This is a genomic window from Homoserinimonas sp. A520, assembly GCF_054489245.1.
The window spans coordinates 784,891-808,723 of the sequence record NZ_JBTMWX010000002.1 but is presented as its reverse complement, the minus strand read 5'-3'; the positions used below and the strand labels follow the sequence as shown (position 1 = coordinate 808,723).

Annotated in this window: 29 protein-coding genes; 19 read left to right on the top strand and 10 right to left on the bottom strand. The window is 61.7% G+C overall.

Features of this window, described 5'->3' with window-relative positions:
- Entirely contained in the window at nucleotides 1–1,989 is a 1,989-nt protein-coding gene (gene thrS / locus ACX3PH_RS08505) for a threonine--tRNA ligase (RefSeq protein ID WP_459091375.1), read from the bottom strand.
- A gap of 40 nt (nucleotides 1,990–2,029) precedes the next feature.
- The gene (locus ACX3PH_RS08500; RefSeq protein ID WP_459091373.1) at nucleotides 2,030–2,293 is read right to left on the bottom strand and encodes a hypothetical protein; all 264 of its coding nucleotides are present in this window, start codon (nucleotides 2,291–2,293) and stop codon (nucleotides 2,030–2,032) included.
- 248 nt (nucleotides 2,294–2,541) lie between these two features.
- Between ACX3PH_RS08500 and ACX3PH_RS08495 the strand changes: the two genes are divergently transcribed.
- A complete protein-coding gene (locus ACX3PH_RS08495) occupies nucleotides 2,542–3,711 on the top strand; it encodes a tyrosine-type recombinase/integrase (RefSeq protein ID WP_459091371.1) in 1,170 nt (389 codons plus the stop codon).
- Nucleotides 3,712–4,423: 712 nt separating this feature from the next.
- Here the strand turns inward: ACX3PH_RS08495 and ACX3PH_RS08490 are convergent.
- Nucleotides 4,424–5,509: a hypothetical protein gene (locus ACX3PH_RS08490; RefSeq protein WP_459091369.1), complete on the bottom strand. Its 1,086-nt coding sequence runs from the start codon at nucleotides 5,507–5,509 to the stop codon at nucleotides 4,424–4,426.
- A gap of 117 nt (nucleotides 5,510–5,626) precedes the next feature.
- Between ACX3PH_RS08490 and ACX3PH_RS08485 the strand changes: the two genes are divergently transcribed.
- Nucleotides 5,627–6,445 (top strand): hypothetical protein, encoded by an 819-nt coding sequence (locus ACX3PH_RS08485; protein ID WP_459091367.1) that lies wholly within the window; start codon nucleotides 5,627–5,629, stop codon nucleotides 6,443–6,445.
- 312 nt (nucleotides 6,446–6,757) lie between these two features.
- On the opposite strand, the gene ACX3PH_RS08480 is transcribed toward ACX3PH_RS08485, so the two are convergent.
- From ACX3PH_RS08480 to ACX3PH_RS08465, 4 genes are all read right to left on the bottom strand, one after another.
- Nucleotides 6,758–7,069, bottom strand: coding sequence for a hypothetical protein (locus ACX3PH_RS08480; protein ID WP_459091365.1), 312 nt, complete (start codon nucleotides 7,067–7,069; stop codon nucleotides 6,758–6,760).
- A gap of 106 nt (nucleotides 7,070–7,175) precedes the next feature.
- Nucleotides 7,176–7,658 carry a hypothetical protein gene (locus ACX3PH_RS08475; RefSeq protein WP_459091363.1) on the bottom strand — a complete coding sequence of 161 codons (483 nt, stop codon included), beginning with the start codon at nucleotides 7,656–7,658 and terminating at the stop codon, nucleotides 7,176–7,178.
- Complete coding sequence (locus ACX3PH_RS08470; protein WP_459091361.1) at nucleotides 7,655–8,038, bottom strand: helix-turn-helix domain-containing protein; 384 nt, start codon at nucleotides 8,036–8,038, stop codon at nucleotides 7,655–7,657. The genes ACX3PH_RS08475 and ACX3PH_RS08470 overlap by 4 nt, the downstream gene beginning before the upstream one ends.
- A gap of 20 nt (nucleotides 8,039–8,058) precedes the next feature.
- Nucleotides 8,059–8,562: a hypothetical protein gene (locus tag ACX3PH_RS08465; protein ID WP_459091359.1), complete on the bottom strand. Its 504-nt coding sequence runs from the start codon at nucleotides 8,560–8,562 to the stop codon at nucleotides 8,059–8,061.
- Nucleotides 8,563–9,725: 1,163 nt separating this feature from the next.
- On the opposite strand from ACX3PH_RS08465, the gene ACX3PH_RS08460 reads away from it, so the two are divergent.
- From ACX3PH_RS08460 to ACX3PH_RS08445, 4 genes are all read left to right on the top strand, one after another.
- Nucleotides 9,726–10,301 (top strand): RNA polymerase sigma factor, encoded by a 576-nt coding sequence (locus ACX3PH_RS08460; RefSeq protein WP_459091357.1) that lies wholly within the window; start codon nucleotides 9,726–9,728, stop codon nucleotides 10,299–10,301.
- Nucleotides 10,301–11,092 carry a hypothetical protein gene (locus ACX3PH_RS08455; RefSeq protein WP_459091355.1) on the top strand — a complete coding sequence of 264 codons (792 nt, stop codon included), beginning with the start codon at nucleotides 10,301–10,303 and terminating at the stop codon, nucleotides 11,090–11,092. The genes ACX3PH_RS08460 and ACX3PH_RS08455 overlap by 1 nt, the downstream gene beginning before the upstream one ends.
- Nucleotides 11,093–11,287: 195 nt before the next feature.
- Entirely contained in the window at nucleotides 11,288–11,638 is a 351-nt protein-coding gene (locus tag ACX3PH_RS08450) for a hypothetical protein (RefSeq protein WP_459091353.1), read from the top strand.
- 118 nt (nucleotides 11,639–11,756) lie between these two features.
- A complete protein-coding gene (locus ACX3PH_RS08445; RefSeq protein ID WP_459091351.1) occupies nucleotides 11,757–12,365 on the top strand; it encodes an RNA polymerase sigma factor in 609 nt (202 codons plus the stop codon).
- A 482-nt stretch (nucleotides 12,366–12,847) separates the two neighbouring features.
- Here ACX3PH_RS08445 and ACX3PH_RS08440 read toward each other — a convergent pair whose 3' ends face one another.
- Nucleotides 12,848–13,105: a hypothetical protein gene (locus tag ACX3PH_RS08440; RefSeq protein ID WP_459091349.1), complete on the bottom strand. Its 258-nt coding sequence runs from the start codon at nucleotides 13,103–13,105 to the stop codon at nucleotides 12,848–12,850.
- A 369-nt stretch (nucleotides 13,106–13,474) separates the two neighbouring features.
- Between ACX3PH_RS08440 and ACX3PH_RS08435 the strand changes: the two genes are divergently transcribed.
- The 4 genes from ACX3PH_RS08435 to ACX3PH_RS08420 all read left to right on the top strand — a co-directional run bounded on the left by ACX3PH_RS08435 (nucleotide 13,475) and on the right by ACX3PH_RS08420 (nucleotide 14,811).
- A complete protein-coding gene (locus ACX3PH_RS08435) occupies nucleotides 13,475–13,636 on the top strand; it encodes a hypothetical protein (protein WP_459091347.1) in 162 nt (53 codons plus the stop codon).
- Nucleotides 13,633–13,998, top strand: a complete 366-nt coding sequence (locus ACX3PH_RS08430; protein WP_459091345.1) for a hypothetical protein — start codon at nucleotides 13,633–13,635, stop codon at nucleotides 13,996–13,998. Before ACX3PH_RS08435 ends, ACX3PH_RS08430 begins: the two co-directional genes overlap by 4 nt.
- Before the next feature lie 266 nt (nucleotides 13,999–14,264).
- Nucleotides 14,265–14,573: a thioredoxin domain-containing protein gene (locus tag ACX3PH_RS08425; RefSeq protein ID WP_459091343.1), complete on the top strand. Its 309-nt coding sequence runs from the start codon at nucleotides 14,265–14,267 to the stop codon at nucleotides 14,571–14,573.
- Nucleotides 14,574–14,598: 25 nt separating this feature from the next.
- Nucleotides 14,599–14,811 carry a hypothetical protein gene (locus ACX3PH_RS08420; protein WP_459091340.1) on the top strand — a complete coding sequence of 71 codons (213 nt, stop codon included), beginning with the start codon at nucleotides 14,599–14,601 and terminating at the stop codon, nucleotides 14,809–14,811.
- 180 nt (nucleotides 14,812–14,991) lie between these two features.
- On the opposite strand, the gene ACX3PH_RS08415 is transcribed toward ACX3PH_RS08420, so the two are convergent.
- Entirely contained in the window at nucleotides 14,992–16,068 is a 1,077-nt protein-coding gene (locus ACX3PH_RS08415; RefSeq protein WP_459091338.1) for a COG1361 family protein, read from the bottom strand.
- Nucleotides 16,069–16,123: 55 nt separating this feature from the next.
- Nucleotides 16,124–16,645, bottom strand: a complete 522-nt coding sequence (locus ACX3PH_RS08410; RefSeq protein WP_459091336.1) for a hypothetical protein — start codon at nucleotides 16,643–16,645, stop codon at nucleotides 16,124–16,126.
- A gap of 1,412 nt (nucleotides 16,646–18,057) precedes the next feature.
- On the opposite strand from ACX3PH_RS08410, the gene ACX3PH_RS08405 reads away from it, so the two are divergent.
- The 9 genes from ACX3PH_RS08405 to ACX3PH_RS08365 all read left to right on the top strand — a co-directional run bounded on the left by ACX3PH_RS08405 (nucleotide 18,058) and on the right by ACX3PH_RS08365 (nucleotide 23,756).
- The gene (locus ACX3PH_RS08405) at nucleotides 18,058–19,026 is read left to right on the top strand and encodes a GAF domain-containing protein (protein WP_459091334.1); all 969 of its coding nucleotides are present in this window, start codon (nucleotides 18,058–18,060) and stop codon (nucleotides 19,024–19,026) included.
- Nucleotides 19,019–19,348: a hypothetical protein gene (locus ACX3PH_RS08400; RefSeq protein WP_459091332.1), complete on the top strand. Its 330-nt coding sequence runs from the start codon at nucleotides 19,019–19,021 to the stop codon at nucleotides 19,346–19,348. Before ACX3PH_RS08405 ends, ACX3PH_RS08400 begins: the two co-directional genes overlap by 8 nt.
- A 445-nt stretch (nucleotides 19,349–19,793) precedes the next feature.
- The gene (locus tag ACX3PH_RS08395; RefSeq protein ID WP_459091330.1) at nucleotides 19,794–20,192 is read left to right on the top strand and encodes a hypothetical protein; all 399 of its coding nucleotides are present in this window, start codon (nucleotides 19,794–19,796) and stop codon (nucleotides 20,190–20,192) included.
- 15 nt (nucleotides 20,193–20,207) lie between these two features.
- The gene (locus ACX3PH_RS08390) at nucleotides 20,208–20,462 is read left to right on the top strand and encodes a type II toxin-antitoxin system Phd/YefM family antitoxin (RefSeq protein ID WP_459091328.1); all 255 of its coding nucleotides are present in this window, start codon (nucleotides 20,208–20,210) and stop codon (nucleotides 20,460–20,462) included.
- Between the two features lie 407 nt (nucleotides 20,463–20,869).
- Nucleotides 20,870–21,265, top strand: coding sequence for a hypothetical protein (locus ACX3PH_RS08385; protein ID WP_459091326.1), 396 nt, complete (start codon nucleotides 20,870–20,872; stop codon nucleotides 21,263–21,265).
- A 7-nt stretch (nucleotides 21,266–21,272) separates the two neighbouring features.
- Nucleotides 21,273–21,812 (top strand): hypothetical protein, encoded by a 540-nt coding sequence (locus ACX3PH_RS08380; protein WP_459091324.1) that lies wholly within the window; start codon nucleotides 21,273–21,275, stop codon nucleotides 21,810–21,812.
- A gap of 101 nt (nucleotides 21,813–21,913) precedes the next feature.
- Entirely contained in the window at nucleotides 21,914–22,345 is a 432-nt protein-coding gene (locus tag ACX3PH_RS08375; RefSeq protein WP_459091322.1) for a prevent-host-death protein, read from the top strand.
- 63 nt (nucleotides 22,346–22,408) lie between these two features.
- Nucleotides 22,409–23,017, top strand: coding sequence for a hypothetical protein (locus tag ACX3PH_RS08370; protein ID WP_459091320.1), 609 nt, complete (start codon nucleotides 22,409–22,411; stop codon nucleotides 23,015–23,017).
- Nucleotides 23,018–23,138: 121 nt separating this feature from the next.
- Entirely contained in the window at nucleotides 23,139–23,756 is a 618-nt protein-coding gene (locus tag ACX3PH_RS08365) for a hypothetical protein (protein ID WP_459091318.1), read from the top strand.
- The last annotated feature ends 77 nt before the right edge of the window (nucleotides 23,757–23,833 follow it).

The window sequence follows — 23,833 nt, the reverse complement described above, 5'->3', positions numbered from 1 at the left end:
TCAGACCTGCGCCTTCGTCTCGATGGATTCGCGGATGCGCGCGATCGCGTCGGCCACCGGGATCCCGTTCTCCTGGGTTCCGTCCCGGAACCGGAAACTGACCGCCCCGGCTGCGCGGTCGTCTTCGCCTGCGATGAGCTGGTAAGGCACCTTGGCCTTGGTGTGGGTACGGATCTTCTTCGGCATCCGGTCACTGGAATGATCCACTTCGGCCCGCACGCCGACAGTCTTCAGCTGGTCGATCACGTCATCGAGGTATGGGCCGTACTCTTCGGCGACCGGAATCCCGACAACCTGCACCGGCGACAGCCACACCGGGAAGGCGCCGGCATAGTGCTCCAGCAGGATGGCGAAGAAACGCTCGATCGATCCGAAAAGTGCACGGTGGATCATGATCGGACGCTGCCTGGACCCATCGCGGTCGGTGAACTCGAGGTCGAAACGTTCCGGCAGGTTCGGATCGACCTGGACCGTGGACAGCTGCCACTCGCGTCCGATCGCGTCGCGAGTCTTGAGGTCGATCTTGGGCCCGTAGAACGCGGCCTCGCCTGGAACCTCGGTGAGCTTCAGCCCACTGCGCAGGGCGACCTGGCGCAGGGCATCCGTGGAGCTGTCCCAGAACTCCTCCGAACCGATCCACTTGTCCTTGTGGTCGTCTTTCATCGACAGTTCGAGCTCGAACTCGGTCAGGCCGAAATCTCGCAACATGGAGACAACGAATTCGAGGACCTTCGCGACCTCATCCTGCAGCTGGTCAGGGGTCACGAAGAGGTGCGAGTCGTCCTGGGTGAAGCCACGCACCCTGGTCAGTCCGTGCAGGGCACCGGAGAGTTCGTTGCGATACACCGTGCCGTTCTCGGCGAGTCGCATCGGCAGGTCGCGATAGCTGCGTCCACGCTCCTTGTAGATCAAGATGTGCATCGGGCAGTTCATCGGCTTGAGGTAGTAGTCAGAGCCCTGCCGGGTCACGTTGCCCTCGGCGTCCCGTATCTCGTCCATGTGGATGGGAGGGAACATGCCGTCCTTGTAGGTGACCAAGTGATTGGACTGCAGGAACAGGTCAGCCTTGCTGATGTGCGGGGTGTAGACGTAGGTATATCCAGCCTCGCGATGACGCCGCAGGGCGTGCTGCTCGATCTCCTGGCGGATGATCCCGCCGCGAGGGTGCCAGACCGAGAGCCCGGAACCGATCTCCTCCGGGAAGGAGAAGAGGTCGAGCTCCTTGCCCAGCTTGCGGTGATCGCGGCGGGCGGCTTCCTCCATCCGCTCCTGATACGTACGCAGCTCGTCCTTGCTGGGCCAGGCCGTTCCGTAGATGCGCTGGAGCTGCTGGTTCTTCTCCGAGCCGCGCCAATAGGCGGCAGCCACCCTGGTGAGGGCGTATCCGTTGCCGATCATCCTCGTGTTCGGGAGGTGCGGTCCGCGGCACAGGTCTTTCCAGAGCGTTTCGCCGATCTTGGGGTCGACGTTGTCGTAGATGGTGAGCTCGGCACCGCCGACCTCGACCGACTCGTTGCTTGTACTGAGCTCCGTCGAAGTGTCGCCAGTCTGGTCGGTCGCACCTTTGAGCCCGATCAGTTCAAGCTTGTATGGCTCCTTCGCCAGTTCCGCCCGCGCCTCGTCCTCGGTCACGACGCGACGCTGGAAACGCTGGCCCTGCTTGATGATGCGCTGCATCGCCTTGTCGATCGCCTTCAGGTCTTCCGGCGTGAATGGCTCTTCCACGTCGAAGTCGTAGTAGAAGCCGTCGACGATCGGGGGGCCGATGCCGAGCTTCGCGGTCGGGTTGATCGCCTGCACCGCCTGGGCGGCAACGTGCGCTGCGGAGTGCCGCAGGATGTCCAGCCCGTCCGGAGAATTGATGCTCACCGGCTCGACGGCATCCGTCTCGGAGACGGTCGTCGCCAGGTCTCGAAGCTCCCCGTTGACGCGGATCGCGACAATGTCGCGGTCGGTGAATAGGTCGAATCCGGTTTGCTGGCTGCTCATTCACCCAACTTTAGCGGCGCTTGCGCCGGGGGCGGACGCGTCAGTCGCTGCCGAACTTCCGTCGCTTGATCGCGCCGATGATCACCGACACCAGGCCGAGGCCGAAAAAGGTGGCGCCCAGGATGACGCTGAGGGTCTGCCAGACGCTGGACCCCTGCACGTTGCCGGTGGTCGGAATGGTGGATCCGACGATGAAGATGACGATTCCGATGATCCCGAGCACCAGCATAACGATGCCCCAGGCCAGCCATCCGCTGCCTGAGGAACGTTTCTGCATGCTCTCGATGCCGGCCATGCGAGTCATTAAACTCCTATATGGCCAGAATGGGAGTGGGAACAGAAAGGGCCCAGACCGGAGTCTGAGCCCTTTCATCTGCTGTGGGCGATACTGGGATCGAACCAGTATCGTGTATGCTGATATAAGATCCAGAACGCGATGCTTGCCCTTGTTTTCATTGATTGAACGGGATCTCCGATAAGGTCAGGAGTGGTCAAGAAGTACCACGAAACCCCATAACGAGTACCACGCTAGTACCACGACAAGGAGAACCCATGGCTCGCGAGTCCTTCGGAATCATCGACACCCTGCCAAGCGGGAATCTCCGCGCCCGATACACCGCGCCCGACGGGAAGCGTCACTCCGCACCTGCAACCTTCAGGACACGGGGCGCGGCTCGCCACTGGCTGGCCGAGCGCAAGGTCGAGATTGCATCGGGCAAGTGGGTGCATCCCGACGTAGTCGCCGCAAAGCAGGCTGAGCGGACGGTCACGCTTGAAGAATACGCCGGCAAGTGGGTCACGACCCGTACGAATAGTCGGGGCGAGCCGCTGCGCACGCGCACACGCGAAGAGTACGAGCGGATGCTGCGGTCGCCTGGAGCGAAGGGCGCCGACAGCAAGGGTGGGCCTCTCGCCGAACTCCTCCCCCTAACCCTCAGTGCCATAACTCCGGCCAAAGTGCGTCAGTGGCGCGCTGGCCAACTCGCGACTGGCAAGGCCACGCAGACGAGCCGTGCTTACGGCCTGCTGAACTCGATCATGGCGACCGCAGTTCAGGATGGCATCGCCGACGTAAACCCCTGCCAGGTCAAAGGCGGGCAGAGCACGAACACCGGGAAGAGCGTCATTCCCCCGACGGACGAGGAACTCGAGGTTATCCTGTCGACCATCAAGCCCGAGTATCGGGCTCTCGTCATCGTCGCCGCCATCGGGGGCCTCCGCTTCGGTGAGGCGACCGAGCTGCGAGCAAAGAACGTGAAGGTCGAACGCAGCGAGAGTGGCGCTGTCTCGGCCGTCCGGCTGACCATCGCCGAGGCCGTCGTGAAGACGAGTGCCGGGAGGGTCGTGGGCGGCACCAAGAGCGCGGCAGGAGTCCGCACCCTCTCGATCTTCGGAATAGACGCCGAGATCATCGCCGACCACATGCGGGACAAGATCGGCGCCGCATTGCTCTTCCCATCCGCTGATGGTGTTCGTCACCTAAGCCAGAGCACCTTCTGGCGCCACTGGCATAAGGCAGTCGTTGCTGCGGGCCGTGAAGACCTGCCATTCCACGGCCTCAGGCACTACGCCGGCACTCGTTACGCCCAGGTCGGCGCGACCGTGAAGGAAACAATGGCCCGCCTCGGTCACTCTTCCGAGAAGGCTGCGATGCGTTACCAGCACAGCGGCAACCGCGACGACGAACTAGCAGCGCGCATGAGCCGCCGCACGACCGCATAGACGGCGAACGGGCCTAAAGTCGCTGCCAGTCCCCCGCTGTCCGTGGCGTACACATTCCACACATTCTGAAGCTCCGACGAATGTGTACCGCCATATCCCCGGAATCAGGCGGTTGTGCACGGATTCTTAGGTTGTGGCGGTACACATTCTCTCGCCGCTTCAAATCAAGATTCATGTCCACCCGTACGCGCGTAGGTCAATCATTCACAGATGCACGAGTGTGCTGTACACATTCATGCACTCTCTCGTTCGGCATTCGAGCGCTCGGATATAAAAGTTTCTTTAACCCACCAGGTACACCGAAATTGGGCACAAATGAGGCCAATAACCCTGATAACTCCGGCGAAACCGTGTACCTACACCTGCTGCCTCATGTAGGTACAACGACCAGGTACACGCTGGCCTACGTATCGCTTCTCCAGACCGCAATCGTCCCGTTCCGGCTTCGGCGAACTGAGCAGCCGCCGGCACACTCCGATGAAGACAATCCTTTCAAGACAAACAAGGCTTGTCTTTATTGCGTTCCGAACAAGCGTTGTCTTCGTTCGCCCAACGAGGTGACGGGCCAGTGGCGTTACGACCAGGCCGTCGAGGAGTTGTCGATCCTTTCGCGCTTGCCAATGTTGGCGTCGGGCACCCGCCGTATCTGTCCACCCGCGAGTGTGTGGCGCAACGCTGGGGACGTTCTATGAGGGTCGTCGCCAAGTGTCGGCTACATGTCGGGCTTCGTCGTGTCGTCATCCGAGTAGGCAGCTCGCGACTCGTTGTCCCTGCGTTCTCGCTCAGCTAGGAGTCGCGCGTTTTTCTCCTGTGATCTGAGATATTCCGCTGAGCGGTATTCCGGGTCGTACGTCTCAGCAGACCTCGCGTCACTCCGGAGCGGCGAGAGGTTGAAGTCCGCGGACGATAGCCTGATCGCTGTATCGACGACGAAATGGTAGCTCGCCCGATAGTGATCGTCGGTGAGATCTTCAAATCGGACGCGAACGTGTGGTCCTCGCCCGGCATGCGACATGTCGGTGTGCACGGGCGCAACGGCATCGAAGTAGGCGTATCTACTGAGGTCGACTCCGATCGAAGCCAGACGCAATCGCTCGTCGAGCGATTTAACCCAAGACGTCAGTTCATCGAGTGGTTTCTCCCAGCCCCAGTTCTCCACCGAGTGGAAGTGGGACGCCCGAGGCTCCACATTGAAGATCGTTTTCCACCCGTCGACGCTCTTGCGATTGGCGTAGTCATCAACGACGACGTCGAAGGCCGACCTGAGGTAAGTCATTGCGCCTGTCAGATCGCTTGCCTTGTGTAATGACTCGGCCATCTCGATGAAGCCGCGTGCGTCCTCGTTCGGGATGAAGACGAGCATCGACACAAGATCGAGCTCGGTGCCGAAGCCGTGTCGGACAAGCTCGTACACGATCGTCACGGCGACGTCCTGGTGCCGACGCAGAGTCTCGTCACGCACTTGATTGCCATGGTGTTTGAAGCCGACGCGTGCGTTGTTCAGGGCGATCGCCGCCGATCTCAGACCTGTCAACTCGTTAGGCGACCCAAGTTTCGCTACTACGGCGTCGAAGAGCTTGTCGAAATCGCTCTTTGCTTTCACGTCGGCTCGCACGTGCTCACCGACTGCGCCCAGTGCGGACTCGACAACGTCTTGCATCGCGTTGATCGCGAGGGTGTTGATAGGGGATGGCTGCTTGACCAGCTCTGCGGCGTTGAGTAGTTGATATCGAATCAGGCTAAGACGCTCACCTTCGGCAGTCGTCATTCCCGCACCGATGGGTTCGGTTGAGCTCATGTCGTTTACCGTAGCCGACGATCCGTCATAGTTCGGGTTCTTCGCCGCCGCCCGACTCGAACCTCGTCGTCAGGTCACCTCTTGCCCCAAGCGTGGCGACTAGTCCATTCTCAGATCATGCACTCCACTGTCACCCGAGTGACGCGAGACGTCGCCCTTGTCGTCGCCGGCTTTGCGGCCCTGGCCTTAGTCGGGTGCGCGAGCGGGCAGATCTCGCCGCACGACGAGGCATCCCACGCGGCAGCTCGGTCAGCGGTCGCCGATCTGTCCAGGGACTTGTACCGCCACGGCACTGACGTCATCGACGACTACGCGCGCTGGGCGGACACGGACACCAGGCGCGGAGGCGTCGAGCTCATCGGGTACGAGGCATACCCGAACGCCGTGCACGGCGACCCGTTCGGCGCACTTCAGTTCCGCGCCACGGTGGAGTTCGCGCGAGGCGGCGATCCGTACGTCGCGTGCTTCGAGTCGGAGTTCGACTTCTGGGGCGTCGCGACCGGGGACAGCGGCGTCTGGGACGATGACGCGGCATTGGCCCACGACATCGAATGCCCTCCCGACGCTCGGCGCATTCCTCCGCCCGTTGACGCACGCACGGTGCACGTTGTGCCCGAGGGCACGGAGGCGCTCGTGCTCGAGGTGCTCACGAACGCACCGCTGGCGGCATCCGCCGACGACATCGTCGCTCAGATACTCGAACGAATGCCGCATCCCCAGGGCGAGCGCGAGGCGCCGTTCGAGCCTCGAGCACTGGTGGTCGGCGGCGACATCGGTTTCGCGATGGGTGACGCCGACGACTGTTTGCTGGTGAAGCGTGACTCAGAAGGTGTGGTCATACTCAACGTGCCTGACATCCTCTTGAAGCCGGGCGAGCTTGGCTGCAACCCCGACACCGCACTGCGGCCGGGCGACCAGCTCCGCTCGCCGCACTGACAGGTGCACCGGGTCGCCAAATCCGTCTTGGGGAACCCGTAGGTCTCGCCTGGGTCGTTCACGCCTCGGGCGGTGCTTATCTGAATACGGTGCCTCACGCCCCCGTGGGGCGCCAAGCTTCATTCTCTTGCGCATTCGGGTTGCACAAGAGAGTGAAGCCCAAACTTCAGGCTCGGCGTAGGCTGCCCCGCATGGACGATACGCTTGGGTCCGTCGACACCCCGAACTGCCCCGAGTGCCTCGCACGACTGATCGCCGGTGGCACCGAGGAGCACCCTTACTGATTCTGCCCGCAGTGCCAGGTCGCGCGGCTCAGCTAGATACCCGCGAAATTCCGAACACTGCAGCCAGGAGCCACCCGGCCACAAGCCACACGACAACCGGTGTGAAGCCGAGGACCACGGCCCAGATCGCGTGCTTACGCCGCAACCCGCCCATCCGGTTCGCCATGTATATCCCGATGAATCCGAAGATGATCGCCAGCAGTCCCGGAATGAAAGCGAGCAGCAACATCAGGGTTGCCGACGGTGTCAACAATCCGATGACCGCAGCCACGACGCCGAGGATGAGTCCGGCGAGCGCGAGCGCGTTCGTTGGAGGTGCGATTTGCCTTGGAGCTGTCATGGTCGAATCATGGCAGGTTGTCGCACGCCTGACATAGCATCAACAGCTGCAGAGGCCGGCTGCTCGATACGAAGTGCATCATGGCCGGTCAGTCGAGCCGCTCGAGCTACAAATCACCGCGCGAAATCTCGGGACCATCGCCAAGTTCCATCGTGATTTCTCCCCGCTGGAAGACTGGCAGGAGCAATGATTGGCCCGACACCTTCGCGGACATCGTCATCACTGCCTCACGGATGAACGGGTACAGCTGCATTAGGGCCACGTTGTTGACGAACTCTTGCACCGTCGGCTTTTCAATCGCCAGCGTTTCGCCTGATTCATATTCGGCCGCAACGTCAACGACGATGTCAACTGACGCATCCTGCACATGCAAGCGAAGACGAACGCCCAGTTGTGGTCCAACGTGTCGAATCCGGACGTCCCACGAAGCATCTAGCGATACCTCAGTGGAGTCGTCCTCACCGGAATCATCAACGAGGGTTTCCTCCTCGCGCAGCCGCGAGGACACTTCATAAAACGTGATGCCGGAAAGATTGACTTGTTCAACCATCTCCTGGATGGACACCGTCTTCAGGGTCTCGTTCTTCACGACACACTTCTCCACCCAGTCCGAGGCGCCGCCGATGCCTTGCGGGTGCTGAACTGCAGGACGCCCTGAGCCGCCCAACCCTCAACTCCGGCGAGGTCGGAAGCGTTGGTCTCCACGACATGCGTCACAAGTGCACCCACCCCGAGCGCATAGCGGCGGAGCGTGGAAAGCTTTGGGTCATTGTCGTAGCGCTCGAACGATGAGATCGTAGCCTGCGTCACTCCCAGCTTTTCTGCCAACTGCGTCTGCGACAATCCAGCCACTTCTCGCATCCGGATCAATTGTTCCAAGAGGTCGGCATCACTGTCTGCCAGGAGCCTCGCAAGGCGCTCTGTCTCAGTCTCCGAGCCAAGATCCAACGCATCGGTAATAGAAGCCATAGACCGCAGTCTATAGCTGATTAGTCATTCTGCAATCCCCAAGACTCCGGGTGACCACTGAAGTACCGCTGTGACGCAACCTGTATCTCAGTATCCTGCGCTTCCGTAGTTGTCTTCTTGTGAATATGCAGTCCGACAATCGTCGAGCCGTTGGCGCGACGAAGCCTCTTCGGTTCAACGTGGTATGCCCGAACCCGAAGCTCGAGCGCTTCATCGAAGTCCGGACCGAATTCGAAACGCCACCGGATCTCGAACATTTCGAATCGGGTCTCGGTTTCCATCGGACCTTTTACGTTGTCGACGGGCCTGAGCCGGCCGTTCTGCGCCCGAATAATCCGTGAACGAAACTCTCCGATAAATCGGTCACGGTCGACGTCGCCGATGCCCTCAGAGGCCAAGATCGATCGGAAGGCGGAGATTAGGCTTGGTTCGTCGTCCAACTGATACCAGTGGTAAGCAATCGGTGCGCTCAGTGGGTCGCAACAGATCGATCGTGATCCTGATCGGTCGAGCTCGGACGCCATTTCTCCATACTAGGGAGTTGCACCTACATGGCGGCGATGGCAGTGCCTGGCCACGAGCGCAGGGCCTATCTACCGAATGTCATCGCAGCGTGGAGCCGCAGCGCCGAATAAGCAGTGTTGGCCGTCCGATCCCCACCCACGGTGAACACTCCGTCGCGCTCGCTGAAACTGCCACGAGGTCCCCAGTCGTAGGTCGGCGACTGCTTGTACTCCACGAGCCAGTCGATCTCACCATCCGGGCCTTCCCCTGGGCCCGGATACGCGCGAAACGGAAGACCCTCAAATTCACCCTGAACGCCAGGGCTGCTATTGAAGGGTGCCATGCCCGCCTCTATCTGCGGGCCACCGCCCAGCAACAGGGTCAAGCAAGAGAATTACACCAATGACCCGACGGCGGTGACCTCATGCCCAAGAACCAGCTCATCAGCCCCTGCGCGAACGCATCAGTGACCGGTCAAAGCCTCCGTACGCGCGTGCGTGCGCCGCGCCTGTAGGCGAAAACCGGATGGATGTCGAACGTTCGACACGGGGCCATCACGTGCGCGCGCGTCGCGCGTATAAGCGAATTCCAACGTCGATCAGTCGACGCCCGTCCCGCGCGCGCATGACGCGCGTGTAAGCGAATCACACCCATGTTCGAGCCCAGGTCGACCTGCGGGGACTACCGCTCCTACAGGGTTAGACGCCGATCCTCCGGCTTGCGAAGCGGACCCGACTCGATGTCACAGCCAGTGCACTTGATCAGATACTCACCCTGACCCAACCGCTGATCGGTATTCCGGGTAGCCACAGCAGGGGAACCACACGTAGGGCAAGAGATATTCACGGCAGAACCTTTCATCGCACCCACAGCGAACCTGAGAGTGACTCCACCGTAGACCCGAGCACAGACAACCCCGAGGCCTGAGCCTCATCCACAAGCGTCCAGGCGACCCCCTGGACCGTCACCTACCTTCTGGTGGACTTTGGTGGCGAGAACGATGTCATCGCGGCGGATCTCATTGAGTGCCAGGCCGACGACTTCCTCGCGAGCCGGCACCGTTGTCAAACCGGGGGCGGTCCCCTGTACCCGATAATCGCAGCTATCCCCACTTAGACGCGCACTGAATCTCAGACCTATGAATGTGGGACGATTCGGGTCCGAGCGGACACTCTTTAGTGTGATGGATTTTTCCGAGAACATCGAGGCCGCGTTGTGGGAGCGCACGGGCCGCGACGATGGCGACGCGTTTGGCCTCCTGTTCGATCTTCATCGCGATCGCGTCTACCGGCGGGCGCTCGGGTTGATGGTGAACACGCACGATGCGGAGGATGTTGCGGCGGCTGCGTTCTTCGAGCTGTGGCGTAAGCGCCGAACGGTGCGGCCGGTCCAAGGATCGGTCCTTCCGTGGCTGCTCGTAACGACCGTCAATCTGTCGCGTAATGCTCAGCGGTCGAGTTCGCGGTACCAGCAGGTTCTTAGGACGATGCCGCGGACCGAAGCCGTTGCAGCGCCCGACGCAGAGTCGGTCGAGACTAAGAGACGCCTCAGGGACTCGCTGCAGCGCCTTTCTCCTGTCGACGGTGCCCTGTTCATACTGACCGCGGTCGAGGGCCTGCCGCTGGCCGAGGCCGCCGAGGCCGTGGGACTCAAACCGTCTAGTGCGCGGATGCGACTCCACCGCGCTCGGGTGCGACTCCGCGTCGATCTTCATGACCTCAATCCGACCATTCAGCCTGCCGTTGAAGGGAACTACTGATGAGCATCACCGAGATGGACGCCGAATTCGCCCGAGGCGTACGAGCTGAGCTCGCCGCGATCGGCACCAAGGACAGCCGCCTGCAGCGACACCAGCGTCGCGCCCGCGCTGTCGCAATGAGCATCAGCGCAGTCGTCTTGCTCGGCGCCACCACCGGCGCCGCCGTCATCATCAACAACCTTCCTGGGACGACCACCGTCGCACCTCTGGGGAACATAGTCACTGCCACACACACCGGCACCGCGAGCATCGACCTCAGTCCCGCCCCGGCCAACGCGACCGTCGTCGTCATCGATCTGACCTGCGTCAGCGATACCGGCAGGGTCTCCCTGCTTACCGTCCCGAGCGCGGGCTCCGAAGGACCTGGCGGGGTTGAGGTGAACTGCACGAGCAACGTGGGACGGACCATCCACATCGAGGATGGCCTGCTTCCGACAGCCGGCACCACCTCAATCACGATCACCGCGGACCCGGGCACAACCTGGAACGCCACGGCCCAGTACGCCACCTCAGCGACAACGGACTGGGGAGTCAACCCCAACGGACAGACCTACGGTGTCCCCAACGTCAACGGTGTCCCCGACCTCACCGCCGCCCAAGCAACAAATGGGGAACAGGGCTACGTCTACGCCGAAGAGCTCTTGGCTATGGATCACGAGGGCTTCATCGACGTTTACGCATCCGACGGCACCACAGTCGTTGGCCAGTTCCCGATCGGCATCGTCGCCAACATCCCAGTGGGCGACACCAAGAACCCACAGGGCGCGACGACCGGGACCGTCGGCGAATGACGGAACCACGCCCCGACGCAATCAGCCTGGGAACTACCCATTCGATCGACGTCACCTGGGCACTCAGCACGGCATCCAGCGGGCAGGACCCGCATGGTCCTCGTATCTAGCCTGCCTCGAGTGCGGGGCCCACTGAAGAAGCTCGCCGCCGACAATGCGCGCCGTGCTCGCCGCAGCTCGCTCCTACGTGAACGCATGAGCACAGTGAATGGCGCAACGGTACCGGAGATCGTTGACGACTTGCGCCTGGTGCTCGGCTCGAAGCTCGTGGCATACATCGCCGGTGTCTCGGAGACTCGCACGGTCCGAGAGTGGGCCGAGGCTGCTCGCCGGCCGACACCTGCGGCCGAGGATCGGCTGCGCCTCGCACACCGGATTGTGGCGCTGATTGGGAAGAGCGAGGGTGAGAGCATCGTGCCCACCTGGTTCCAGGGCATGAACCCTCAGCTCGGGGATCGCTCACCGGCGCGCGTGCTGCACGAGGATAGCTTCGACGAGGCGGGTGCGCGTGTCCTCGCCGCGGCGAACGCCTTTGTCGGAGCCTGACTGCGATCATCCGGCTCCCTGTCGCTGCCGCCATCACCGGTAGTGGCTCAGTTGATGAGAGGTCAAGGACTTTCCGCTGAATCTGAGACGATTTCCCGTGCTGTGACATTAATTGGTTATGGAGCGACAAATCTCGGGCAGTTCTATTCCCGGGTCAGGAGACCCACCTGATTTGGTTGACGACGGTGACCTGCTCGCCCTAATCACCCTCGGTGACACTAGGGCTTTCGCGCAGTTGTACGAACGCCATGTGGCGGCCATCTACGCGTATGCAGCCCGATTGCTGCAATCCCGCGAGGAAGTTGAGGACTCGGTACAGGAAACATTCGTTGCTGCCTGGGAGAAGTTGCCTGACATACCTCTTGTCGGCAGCTCCACACTGCCCTGGTTACTTGTCACCTGCCGATACAAGGCTTTCAATCGAGGCCGAAGTTCCAACCGTCGGCAACGGCACGAAAGACCGCTTGTCGATGAATGGGATAAGTCCATGGCGCCATCCATTACGGATCAGGTCGAAGCTACTGAACTCATGAGCCTGCTTGCCTCTGCCGTTGAGAGGCTCTCCGAGATCGACCGGCTCGTGTACGAGCTTTGCATCCTCGACGGCTTTACATACGACGAGGCGGCTCGTGCACTCGGCGCAACTACGGGAGTTGTTCGGAACAGACTTTCCCGCCTCCGGCTCCGCCTGCGAAACGAACTCAAAGTATTGAGAGGGACACGATGAAAGGCCAAGGAGTTACCAGCCTTCCCGCCGCCGAGGACCTACGCCTCATGCTGAGCGACGTTCTCCTAACCATCGACGGCAGGAGGCAGCGCAAGACGCGACTGCATCGAATTGTGACTTTCGGGACCATCGGCATTCTTGCACTCGGAACTACCGCAGGTGCAATAGTGGTCACCCAAGCGACGCAGGCGCAGATGAATATGGTGGACTGCTACCGAAGCCCCGACTTGAACTCGGAGTACTTTTCGTCCGTCTACTTGCCCGCCAACGAAGCTGCAGAAGTCGTCACGCCAGTGGACGATCGAACGGCCCTCGCCATCGACATGTGCGCCGCCGGCTGGCGCATAGGAACCTTTGAAGCAGAGCCTGCAGAAAGACAACCTGGGCAGACCTTCTCGATACCGGAATTGGTCGCATGCGAACTTCGTGACAGTCGCATCGCAGTCTTTCCATCGGAGAGGCCCGCTAAGGAGCAGTGCCTCTCACTCGGCCTCGCAGTGCCGCAATAGCCGTTCTGCGACCGCCACACCCACGGGTTCAGACGGAACGGACGTGGAGTGGATGCTCGATTCCGGGTCCGCTGAGGCCCGGGAGGCGATGGCCGTGAAGGGAAAGTGCCAACCGGGCAACAGCCCGCCGCTGACCGTCACGATGGATGAGAAGGTCGCGACACTGCCGTTCTCGTGTAGTGCGGGAGCCGCTACCTGGGTCAGCGACACAACGGACGCGAGTGCTTGCATGATGATTGAGTTGAGCACTACGTTGCAACTGTTGTTGGTGCTATCTCGGTAGCTTGCGTGGTAGCAGAGACGATAGCCTGAAATTCCTTATAAACACAGGCAACGTAGCACGAGAGATAGCCTAAGAAGTAGCACGAAAGCTAGCATCAGTGACAATACGAACCGTAGCTACTTCGATAGCGACGGTTCTCATTGACAAGAGTGCAACGGTGGCAGTGATCGTGGTTATTTCCCGTGTCGTGCGCGTGCCAGCATCTTCAATGGCTACCCTCTCAACGAACGCTGAATCCAGCTGAGACGGCACACGTAAAAACGGCTGCGAAGAACCCGCCAAGGACGAGCGAACGCGTTGTCGATGTCGAGCAGTCCATGGCTGTCATTGAGAAGGGCCAACAGCTTGCCGGCCACTATCCGAGCACTGAAGATCTCGGCCGAGCCCGCCGTGTGCTCACCGGGGAGCTGACCCCGGAACGAGCGCGGGCGGAGATGCATGTCGCGCTACGCGAGATCGCCGCGGAAGACCGGCCATGAACGGGGACGTTCACCGCAGCGCGCACGGCCAAGCCGTCGCTGCTGCGATCCCCGAGATCCTCGGCCGCCTACGCACAGTGCTGGGACGTGACGTTGTGGCGGTGCTCGTCAAGCGGACGCCGCGCGCCGTGACCCGGTGGGTGGCTGGTGAGGTCCAGCCGCCTGCGCGGGAGGAAGACCTGCTCCGCGACGCGTTCGAAATCACCCAGCTGCTCAGCGAGGTGGAAACGAACGAGGTCATCCGGGCCTGGTTCATGGGGATGAACCCCCAGCTCGGGGACGAGTCTCCAGTCGAGACCCTGCGCGAGGGGCGCGTCCGCGACGTGATGGCAGCGGCGCGGGCGTTCGTGGATGCCGGCTGAGCCGCGCCTGGTCGACGCCGAGAAGCGGAGGTGACCACGGCCGAAGGAGAGCGCGTTGTACGTGCGTGGTTCATTCGGTGGCAATCCTTGGCTTGGCGGCGGCCGCCTCGGTCGAGTCCTCCGTTCTCCCCCTCGCGATCACTGCGATCGAAGCCAGTGCAATCCGCATGGTTGGGTCGGCTTGGCTCATTCGAAACTGCCTCCGCGCGCGAACTGCGCTGCTGGGCATTACCTGAGTCGATCATCGACGAGGCAAAATAGAGGTTATGGAAATCCAAGTGCTCCACATCGAAGACTGCCCCAACTGGCAGGAAGCTGGGGCCCTCGTCACTTCGGCCCTCAAATCACTCGGGCGCGACGACGTTGAAGTGAGTTATCAACTTATCGAAGACCCTGATGCTGCGAACAGAACCGGGTTCGCGGGTTCACCGACGATCGTGGTCAACGGATCCGACTTGTTCCCTTCCGATGGCCGCACAAGCGATCTCGCATGCCGGATCTATTTCACCCCACAGGGCCTGGCAGGGCTCCCCACGCAGGCGCAAATCGTCGAATCCCTGGCTGCGTCAATGTGACGACAGCCTGTGCCAATGCACCTGCTTGGTCGTACTCTCACGCGACGCAAACTGCACGCGCTGGGCGACACCTACATCTGTCGACGATGAGGAAAGCGAAGGCAAGGCCATCGTCCCCACCTGGCTCCAGGGCATGAACCCTCAGTTCGGGGATCGCTCCCCGGCGCGCGCGCTGCACGAGGACAGCTTCGACGCGGCGCGCGTCTTGGCCGCCGCGAACGCCTTCGTCGGCGCCTGATGCCGGGCACGGGCTCGCCTTCCCCGGCGCTACTGCAGGCTGGGGAGAAGCCAGTTCTGCGCAAGACCTCCGAGCGGGCTGAACGCTGAGCCCTTCGTCCGCTTGATGTTCTGGCGCGTGCCGATGTCAGATCGGGCTTCGTGCAGACCCGGGCTACCCTCTCAACTCGAGAGAATGACGTCAATGCCGCCGACGTTTGGAAGTATTCTTGGCGGTGAGCCGTCGTTGTCGTAGGGCTAGTATGGCGGTCGCGGCGGCAATGATCAGTACCGCACCGATTCCGAACATGAGCATGAGAGTGTTACTGCTGTCGGGCGTGACCGTTTCTCCGGCGCCTGCTTCTGGGAAGGTGATGTCAGCTGTCGCTTCGTGCTCGATGAGCCCGCTCTTGAGCTTGAGCGTTGCGGACCATGGTCCGTTGGGAACGTCTTTGTCCATGGTCACCGTGACGTTGCCCGTCTTTCCTGGCGCGATGGTCGATGACTCATCGAGGGAGAAGGGTCCCGCAGTCAAGCCGCCTGGACCGCCTTCGAGAATCAGTTCACCAGAGATGTCAACAGCCCGTCCGCCGGTATTCGTCACGGTCGCTACCAGTTCTGGATCCCCATCGGCATTGCGGTTCGCCGTCAGTGACTCGATGGTGAAGTCGGCGGGTGGACCGTTTCCCGGGCCGACAGAAAGGTAGACACGGACGCCAGCCCTGCTGGCGCTGACTATGTTGCTTCCTTCGGCCGACTCGGAGCGTACTTCCGCCCAAATAGCGGCGTATTGCTCGCCCTCCGGAGCATCCTGGGGTACCGCAATGGTCACCAGCACGTCTGCACTTTCACCCGGGGCCATGTCCAGTTGCGGACGATCCACGGAAATCCACGTGGTCAACTCATTTTGTGCGGCGCCATCTTCGCCATGGAATGCATTGCCCTCGATTTTGGCGGCGCCAGCGTATACCTGGACCGAATGATTCGACGTGGTGTTGTTCTGAACCTGAACGCGGCGCTCAATAGTCGTTCCGGGGGGCAGGTTGTCGATGATGTAGGAACGCGCGCGTGGGTTGTCCTGGGTTGCTGCTGGAACATCGAGGAGGCGGATGCCAATGCCGCTCTCGTCAGCTGCGGCGCTGAACACTGACGCGTCGGCCAATGCAGGCTGCGCCAGCGCTGAGGCTGGTACCGCCGGGAGCAGGAACAGGAAGATCAGGCCGAGCGCGGCAGAAAGTTTATGGGACACGTGGTTTGTCAGTTCCTTAGGAATCGGCACTGGGAACACACTAGCGGGGACACTCGTTTCGAGTGCCCCCGCTAACGCTCCAGACTTACAGGACCGAGTGGGTCAGCGTCGCCGTGTAGTCGTTTGCGGCCAAGGCGTCCGAGGGGACGGCCAAGCTGACAGCGCCATCCCAGGTAGCGGTGTTGTTGCCGGTAACGGCGCTGGCGACCTGAACGTTGCCGGACCCGCCGGTTGCGTCCGACTTGGTGGCCGTCGCGGTGCCGGTGACGACCGCAACCGTGGGCGCGTAGCTGACGTTGGTCGCAGCGATCGTCAAGGTTGGGTCCGCCGTGGACGCGAAGGCGGTGATCGAGATGGAGGCGGTCCAACCGACGGTATCCGCAGTTTCATCGGTGACGGCGACGCCGGTGAGCGTCCCCGTGGCGGTGGCGCCCGGCTGCACGCCAGTCAAGGCGAGGCTTGCTGGTGCGGTGACGCTGAGGACTCCGCCCTGAACCTCCACGGTGGTGTTTGTGGTGTCGGTCGCAGCCGAGGCAGGGAACGCGACGGTCGCGGTCAGGGCGGCGGCGCCGACGAAAGCGAGGGTGATACGAGTGATATTGCGCATGATGTACTTTCTGATCTGTGGATGGATGAAATGCCAGCGGAAGCCAGCTGTCAGAGCGACGCAACCGTAAATTGCGACCGCCCGGCGACAATGTGCACTCGACGCCAGAAAAGCGAACCCGCACCTCGGGGATAAGGGCACGCCGGCGTCAAGAAGTAATAATGAGGATTATGGATTCGATGAGCGCCTGAGCGCTTCGCCCACCTCATTCGAGTCTGCGGGGGCAAACGGCAGCGATGCGGGGCGACTATGGCCCACCAGCTACTCTCCGTTCAAGTCTGGTACGAGCGCCCTCCTATGCCTAGCCCCCACAAAGGGGTACAGGGCCGGGGTACGTAGCGCGGGGTCGTCGTCGCTCAAAGGACGGACTTCCACGCGCCGTCTCTGACCAATGCATTGGCGCGCCGGCGGGCGAGCCAGTCGTTCGTCTTCCTCAAAGGCGTAACGAACGCATCACCAGTGCCCGATTGGAATATCGGCAGGACTTTGCCGCCCACACCGACGGGCATCCCGATCGACCCGCGATCGCCTTCCTTTCCAGTTGTCTATTTGCGGATCTTGTAAGAGGAAGCTGTACCCCGATATGGGGGTTGTGGAGGTCTCCGTTTTCGATGGACAATCAACGTACCCGAGCGCCTATGGTCTGGCCCCTTCCCAGACACGGCGAGATACCGCAGATCGTGGCTTGCACGCGACGCAGGTACCAGGCATCCGCCTAAAACTCTCTCTCCGCAGCGTTGCTAAAGGGTTCATTCTTGCTGTCCGATTTCGCGTGCGCCACCGCGTTCCCACCAACCCTGTTGCCCCGGACTCTTGGGCGGGCCAACACGTGACACCGCGCACCCCTTTACCGACCTGCCCACAGTGTGGGCGCACCGTCTGGACCGCCAGGAATGCCTTCTTCGGCATCGGACTCTCCGTCCACCGCTATGTACGGGTGTGTTCCGAGTGTTACTGGACCGAGTTTGTGCGCGGCAGGCCGGACAGGGTCGACGGCGACAAAAATACTGCACCGCCACCCAGGTTTCTCGTGTTCATCCACCTGCTTTGGAATCGAACTTTCGGCCGCAGTGAGGCACCGTGAGTCCCCGGCCTGCCAGTCCCATCTGCAACCGACCAACAGTTTTTGTTTCCACTGCGCTGGCGACGAGTCCACGAGGAGTCAAATGAGAATATTGCTGAAGACGGCTACGCGGTTCCTGTACGCGCGAATGCTGGCCGAGTCATCCTCGGCACCGTATCCGTCGGATGCACCGCAGGCACATGGCAGCGGACCAAACCCAGATCGAGTGCTCCTGATCGGCACAGGGCCTGCGGCAGGAAGGGGCGTGGTTTCCCATCAGATTGCGCTTCCCGGCCGACTGGCAACTGAGCTGTCGCACATAACTGGTCGCGGTGTGGACACTGACGTCATGATCAATAAGAAGCGCGGCATCAGCGCGGTGAATGGCGCACTGGACGGACTCGACCTGAGGAAATACGACGCAATTGTGGTGACTCTGGGCGCAACCGACGCGTTTGCCCTGATCCGGCCAGAGCGTTGGGCTGAGAAGATGATGGGATTGCTGAACCGGATTCTGGACGCGTCCGCACCCTCCACCGTGGTCGTCATCGCCGGAGTCCATCCAGCCACAGCGCCGGGCCAACACGGGCACATCCGATCCCGCGTCGATGAGCATGCCAGGATGCTGAACCGCATCACCCAACGGATCTGCGGTCAAATAGATCGAACCAGTTTCGTGCCGCTTCACTCCTCGACGCAATTGCTAGAGCCCCGTCGGACTTCCGATATCTATTTGGCATGGGCACAGCACATTGCGGGATGCCTTGCGCCTTCTCTCTCAGCGGTGGCATCCCAGCCGGACAATGCTTCGAATGCGCCCCGTGAACTGCGGATCCAGCCCCAACCTGTCGCCGAAAGGCAACGCTCCCTGGCCGATCTCGGCATCGCGGAGACCGGGCCCGAATGGCGATTTGATCGTGTCGTCGCGCTAGCCCGCGCCTACTTCGACACGCAGTTCGCAGCGTTCGTTTTGAGCGACGGGCACAGGGTGTCTTATAAATCCAGGAGCGGATTTCGCGGCACTCCGCGAATCGCCAAACTGGTCTCGGCAACCATAGACACCGCAGTGCCCTTGGCAATCGCAAACGCGAGAACGGACCAACGTTACAAGCCGTCCATCCTTGCAACCTGCGCCGACGTTGGCTTCTACCTCGGATATCCGATCGAGTCACCGGCCGGCTACCGCGTCGGTGTCCTTTGTGTGTTCGACCAGACTCCCAGAGTTACCCGCACCGCGGACAACATCATGCTTCGGGACCTGGCCATGACGCTCCAACGAGAGCTGTGGTCCCAAGCGGAGGTAGTAGAGAATGTTTGAGCAGGTCCACAACCCACAGCATCCCCAAGCTCAAGAATCCGACGACCATCCAAGCCTGACCATCGCCGGCTGGTACGCATTGACGCAAATTCAGGCTTGGGGATTGCTCGTTTGGCACCCGAGACAGGACAAAAAAACTGCCTTGGTTATCCTCAACGACCCGGCTCGAACTTCCCTAAACCCGCGAACAGTCAATCTCTTGATCGCGGCATGCGTCTTGACCGAGGTAGAAGGAACTCTGGTTGTAACCGACACAGGCATCGCGGCGCTCAACGACCGACCGCAAGTCAAGGCACGAATGCGCGCAACAGGTGTCATCTAAAGGGCATTCCTAGTAGGGCTCGTCACCGAAGCCCAGTCAGGTAAGGCCGGTGACTCGCGGACCGCGTCTTATCCGCCGCCGGAGGTCTCCGAGGGCAGCAGTTCGGCGGCCATCACCTGATTCCGCCGGCTCAGCCTGCATCCTGTGCATCTCACCCGCGACAGCGCGGGAGCGGCGGAGCCCGGCGCCCCAAGGCGATGAAGCGACTCATCTTTGCCTACGAGCAGTGGCACAAAGTCGCCAAGCCGAGGGGAGCACGTCGCACGAGTGTGGTTCATTTGCGCCGTGATCGCGGCAGCGAACGCCTTCGTCGGCGCCTGATGGGGGGCACGCAATTTCTTGTCGCCGTTGCTGTCGTCGACAGCCCTGTGCTGGACCCGACACACGCGTTTTTGAGTGCACTTCTACCCGAGATTTAGTGCGCGATACGACATACAATTGAGCTATGACACCCACGGTGACATCCGCTCAACGACCGGGTCTGCGCGCGTATGAAGACTCAGTCCGGCTCCCGTTCCCTGAGCTGGTCTCGCGACTTCGGGAGATCCTCGGAGTGCGGCTGGTGGCCTACATCGGCGGCGTGAAGTCTGCGCGATCCGTCTCAACGTGGGCTGAGGGCACAGGGGCGCCTGGTGAGGTCGATCGTGAGCGGCTGCGTCACGCATTCCATGCTGCAGCACTGCTGAGAGAGCAGTACGACGCGACGACGGTGCAATCATGGTTCAAGGGTATGAATCCCTCGCTGAATGACGACGCGCCGGCGCACGTTCTACACGGGGTTGACCCGCTGAAAGGTGCCCGAGACGTGATCGCCGCCGCAAAGGCGTTCGCGAACATCGGATGAGCGGACAATGACGTCATGCAAACACTCCCGATCTCGGCAGTCCAGAATCAGCTAAACGAGCTCGTCGATGCTGCGAACGTCACGCGCGAGCAGATCACGATTACCAAGAATGGCTCACCGGTTGCTGTGCTGGTTGGCGCTGACGAGTGGGAGTCCCTCCAGGAGACACTCTTCTGGCTGTCCCAGCCCGGAGTGAGGGACTCCATCCGCGTAGCGCGTGCTGAGACCGCCTCTGGTGAGGGCCTCTCCGAAGAGCAGATTCGCTCTTAGTTTCGGCAGCCTTCGCGAGCTGGACGTAAATCAAAGGGTGACCGTCAACTTCTGGGTACGCGGCCACCGGCACCACTGGTTGCAGCTGCACGGAAGAGGGCCGACAAGCTCGGGATGACGGTCAGCGACTATCTCATCACGCTGCTCGCCCGAGATCTCAACCTCCCCGAGTTCGCGCCCAAGCCAGACGATGCAGGCATGGTCGACGACGCTTTCAGCGGCTGAGCGCCACCAAATGACCCCACCGGCTGTAGCCGGAACAGCGCTTGATAAAGTTATCAACGGCCAAGTGCTTTGATAAAGTTATCAGCGGCGTGGCTTTACGGTGGTTATTCGGTGGGAATACAGGTAACTTTCGGTATGTACGCCCGTAGTGTTGCCGGAGACGCCAGAGAAATGAGGCCCCAGTGGTCAACCAGACAACAGAGACTCCCGCGGCCAACACCGCCTATGAGCGAACGATTCGACTCGGCATCCGAGAGATCACACGGCGCTTGAACGCTTGCCTGGGCGGGACGCTCGTCGCCACACTTGCAGGATCGAAGGACACCAAGGCTTCGCACAGGTGGGCCAAAGAGGGCGGCCCCCAGCCGAGACCTGAGGCGATCAAACGACTCACGTTTGCCTACGAGCAGTGGCAGAAAGTCGCTGAAGCCGAGGGCGAGTATGTCGCCCGGTTGTGGTTCATCGGGGCCAATCCCTGGCTCGGCTACGACACCCCCGTGAACGCGATCCGCGAGGACCGCCTCAAAGAGGTCGGCCACGCCGCGCAGGCCTTGGTCGACGACGCGTTCAGCGGCTGAGCCCGCCATGAGTGACTTCCAGGACATCCACGACGTCGTCCGCGAGCTGAACGCAGCCCTTGGCCCGACTCTCGTCGCAGCGCTGTCCGGGTCGAAGGACCGAAGCCTCCCCATCCGGTGGGAGAAGGCCGACGGCGCCGAACCTCGCGCAGAAGCGGCACGCCGGCTGACGTTCGCGCACCGCCAGTGGAGACTGCTCGCTGCCGCGGACGGAGAGCACGTCGCTCGCCAGTGGTTCATCGGCGGGAACCCGCATCTGAGCGAGAACACCCCGATCACCGCAATCCGCGAGGATCGCCATGGCGATGTCGCCAATGCAGTTGAGTCGTTCATCGCCGACGCACATGCACGTACCGCAAGCCCAACCCGGGCTGTTGACCAGGCAGAAGTCGAGCGCCGGATGAGTTTCGCAGATGCCGCTTTGGGGGTTGCTGGCCACCAGGTCACTGACCCCATTCTGAATGAACTGGCTCGGCAGACCGCTGGCGGTACGCTCACGACCGAAGAGGCAATCGCTCGTGGCCTCAAGCACATCGACGCCCGGTAACGGTGGCCACGAAGTTTCGTGCCTGGGATGACAATTTCATCTCAGGCACCACTGTTTGCGGCCGTCTGGACTTCCGAATACATTCCGAATACCGTGGCCACATGATCCTGAGCAACGAACCTCGCATCACGACTCGGCGCTCATCTGACCTAAGCAAGCACTCGGCCGATGTGTTCGCCGAGGCCGAGAATCACATGGTCCAGATCACTCGCCGCGACGGTGAGCCACTTGTGCTGATGTCTCAGCGCGAGGCCGACGCCCGCGCGGTGCTGCTGCAATTCGCAGCAGACCTCATCACTGTCACGCTCGATGATGAGGGCACCCTCGCATCACGAATGGCCGACCGGTTCCCGTGGATGCTGGCGTTGTCGCCGGAGGATCAGGCAAAGTGCGCGCAGGATCTCGTCGACGCCGCTCGAGCGTCGTTCGCCACGGGACAGCCCCACCTCGCCATCGCCGAGCTCACCTCCTGGCGCGAGACGGCAACCGCGATCGCTGCTGGACTCTCAGGCCACCCAGGCGCTCGTCGATGACTCTCACAATGATTGAGCCCGCCGAGGATTGACATATATAGTCCGCAATCGGACCATATATGTATGTCCTTGTCCACTTCGCAAGCCGCGGCAGAGCTCGGCGTCACCGCCCGGCAGATGCGGCGAGCCGCCGTCAGCGGACGCATCGTTGCCGCGAAGTCCGGGGCGGCCCACGCATTCTCTCCGCGTCAGGTGCAGGCGCTCGAGCGGACATCTCATCGGGGCCGTGACTGGACAGAAACCGCACAGCGGGCCGCTCTTGACCTGCTCGCCGACGGAAAGACCGCTGAGCTCACGAGCACAGAACGAAGCCGACTGAAGCGGCGCATTCGTGACTCTGAGGTCGGAGCACTTGCCGGCCAGATCCTCCGAGGCCGCGTCACGCTGAGACGAGCTGCAACTGACGAGACCAAGAGTCGTTTCGTTTCGGTGCTGGTCAGTGAGCTTGGCCTCTCCGCTGGAGGCGGGCTCGGTGTTCTGGTCGCCAAAGATGCTGCCCGCGAAGCCCGAAGGGCTCGTCTGGGACTAGACGACTCGGGAGACATTGCTGTCGTTGAGGGCGACGAGGCGCATCGCAAGGTTCTTGAGGCTTTGGCTCTGTACATGTACGGCGATGCGCGCGAAAGCTCAGCCGCGGCCAAGTGGATTGCAGCTGCTCAGGATGCCGTATGAACGACGCCCCCTGATCAGCGTCGACGCTCGATCCAGCAATTGGGAAGAGTCGCCCTGGCCATCAGCTTTCGAGCTAGCGCGCCTACTCCCGCAAAGCTCGTGGACGCTGGTCGGTGGTCTCATGGTGAAGCTGCATGCTGAGCTCGCTGAGTTACCAGCCCCGCGCACGACAGTCGATGTGGACTCGGCCCTCCACCTCGAGACCCAGGCGATCACTTTTGCGGAGGCAGCGGCAACCCTGCGCGTGGCTGGCTACGTCCTGGATACATCCACCAAGCACGCTTATCGCTTCGACCGAGGAGCTGACCGGGTCGACGTCATGTGCTCGGACCGACAGTCCATCTGGCGACGACACAGGTACCAGGGGCGACCGCTGTTCGGGATACCCGGAGGCACCCGCGCGCTCCAGCAGACCATCAACGTGGACGTGATGACCGGCGCCGACGCGGTCAGACTCGTCATCCCCACACTTCGTGGTGCCCTCGTGCTGAAAGGGGCTGCCTATCTGGCGGACTCCCGGGATCGAGGCTGTCACGCTGAAGACGCAGTGGTCCTTCTGGCGTGTATGGATGATGCCAGCGAGGCGCTGCTCGGGCTGAGCCAGCAGGGCCGTCGGCGGGTACGCGCACTTGTCAAAGTACTGACCGAGCAGACGGCGCCCTGGGCCAACCATGATGCCGTCGTTCAGGCGCTTGGTCGGGAAACACTCGCTGAGCTAGCCGAACTGCTCGGCAGGTAGTCATAAAGCGGTGACGCCAAGGCGGCTCTCGCGGTGCTCGTCAGGCCCCCGATGTCCGAATCTTGCAGGAAGGCCCC

Bases quoted from the DNA above. Each gene is read 5' to 3' on its own strand.
- thrS (WP_459091375.1), bottom strand. From the start codon at position 1,989: ATGAGCAGCCAGCAAACCGGATTCGACCTATTCACCGACCGCGACATT.
- ACX3PH_RS08500 (WP_459091373.1), bottom strand. From the start codon at position 2,293: ATGACTCGCATGGCCGGCATCGAGAGCATGCAGAAACGTTCCTCAGGC.
- ACX3PH_RS08495 (WP_459091371.1), top strand. From the start codon at position 2,542: ATGGCTCGCGAGTCCTTCGGAATCATCGACACCCTGCCAAGCGGGAAT.
- ACX3PH_RS08490 (WP_459091369.1), bottom strand. From the start codon at position 5,509: ATGAGCTCAACCGAACCCATCGGTGCGGGAATGACGACTGCCGAAGGT.
- ACX3PH_RS08485 (WP_459091367.1), top strand. From the start codon at position 5,627: ATGCACTCCACTGTCACCCGAGTGACGCGAGACGTCGCCCTTGTCGTC.
- ACX3PH_RS08480 (WP_459091365.1), bottom strand. From the start codon at position 7,069: ATGACAGCTCCAAGGCAAATCGCACCTCCAACGAACGCGCTCGCGCTC.
- ACX3PH_RS08470 (WP_459091361.1), bottom strand. From the start codon at position 8,038: ATGGCTTCTATTACCGATGCGTTGGATCTTGGCTCGGAGACTGAGACA.
- ACX3PH_RS08465 (WP_459091359.1), bottom strand. From the start codon at position 8,562: ATGGCGTCCGAGCTCGACCGATCAGGATCACGATCGATCTGTTGCGAC.
- ACX3PH_RS08460 (WP_459091357.1), top strand. From the start codon at position 9,726: ATGGATTTTTCCGAGAACATCGAGGCCGCGTTGTGGGAGCGCACGGGC.
- ACX3PH_RS08455 (WP_459091355.1), top strand. From the start codon at position 10,301: ATGAGCATCACCGAGATGGACGCCGAATTCGCCCGAGGCGTACGAGCT.
- ACX3PH_RS08450 (WP_459091353.1), top strand. From the start codon at position 11,288: ATGAGCACAGTGAATGGCGCAACGGTACCGGAGATCGTTGACGACTTG.
- ACX3PH_RS08445 (WP_459091351.1), top strand. From the start codon at position 11,757: ATGGAGCGACAAATCTCGGGCAGTTCTATTCCCGGGTCAGGAGACCCA.
- ACX3PH_RS08440 (WP_459091349.1), bottom strand. From the start codon at position 13,105: ATGCAAGCACTCGCGTCCGTTGTGTCGCTGACCCAGGTAGCGGCTCCC.
- ACX3PH_RS08435 (WP_459091347.1), top strand. From the start codon at position 13,475: ATGGCTGTCATTGAGAAGGGCCAACAGCTTGCCGGCCACTATCCGAGC.
- ACX3PH_RS08430 (WP_459091345.1), top strand. From the start codon at position 13,633: ATGAACGGGGACGTTCACCGCAGCGCGCACGGCCAAGCCGTCGCTGCT.
- ACX3PH_RS08425 (WP_459091343.1), top strand. From the start codon at position 14,265: ATGGAAATCCAAGTGCTCCACATCGAAGACTGCCCCAACTGGCAGGAA.
- ACX3PH_RS08410 (WP_459091336.1), bottom strand. From the start codon at position 16,645: ATGCGCAATATCACTCGTATCACCCTCGCTTTCGTCGGCGCCGCCGCC.
- ACX3PH_RS08405 (WP_459091334.1), top strand. From the start codon at position 18,058: ATGATCAATAAGAAGCGCGGCATCAGCGCGGTGAATGGCGCACTGGAC.
- ACX3PH_RS08400 (WP_459091332.1), top strand. From the start codon at position 19,019: ATGTTTGAGCAGGTCCACAACCCACAGCATCCCCAAGCTCAAGAATCC.
- ACX3PH_RS08395 (WP_459091330.1), top strand. From the start codon at position 19,794: ATGACACCCACGGTGACATCCGCTCAACGACCGGGTCTGCGCGCGTAT.
- ACX3PH_RS08390 (WP_459091328.1), top strand. From the start codon at position 20,208: ATGCAAACACTCCCGATCTCGGCAGTCCAGAATCAGCTAAACGAGCTC.
- ACX3PH_RS08380 (WP_459091324.1), top strand. From the start codon at position 21,273: ATGAGTGACTTCCAGGACATCCACGACGTCGTCCGCGAGCTGAACGCA.
- ACX3PH_RS08375 (WP_459091322.1), top strand. From the start codon at position 21,914: ATGATCCTGAGCAACGAACCTCGCATCACGACTCGGCGCTCATCTGAC.
- ACX3PH_RS08370 (WP_459091320.1), top strand. From the start codon at position 22,409: ATGTCCTTGTCCACTTCGCAAGCCGCGGCAGAGCTCGGCGTCACCGCC.
- ACX3PH_RS08365 (WP_459091318.1), top strand. From the start codon at position 23,139: ATGGTGAAGCTGCATGCTGAGCTCGCTGAGTTACCAGCCCCGCGCACG.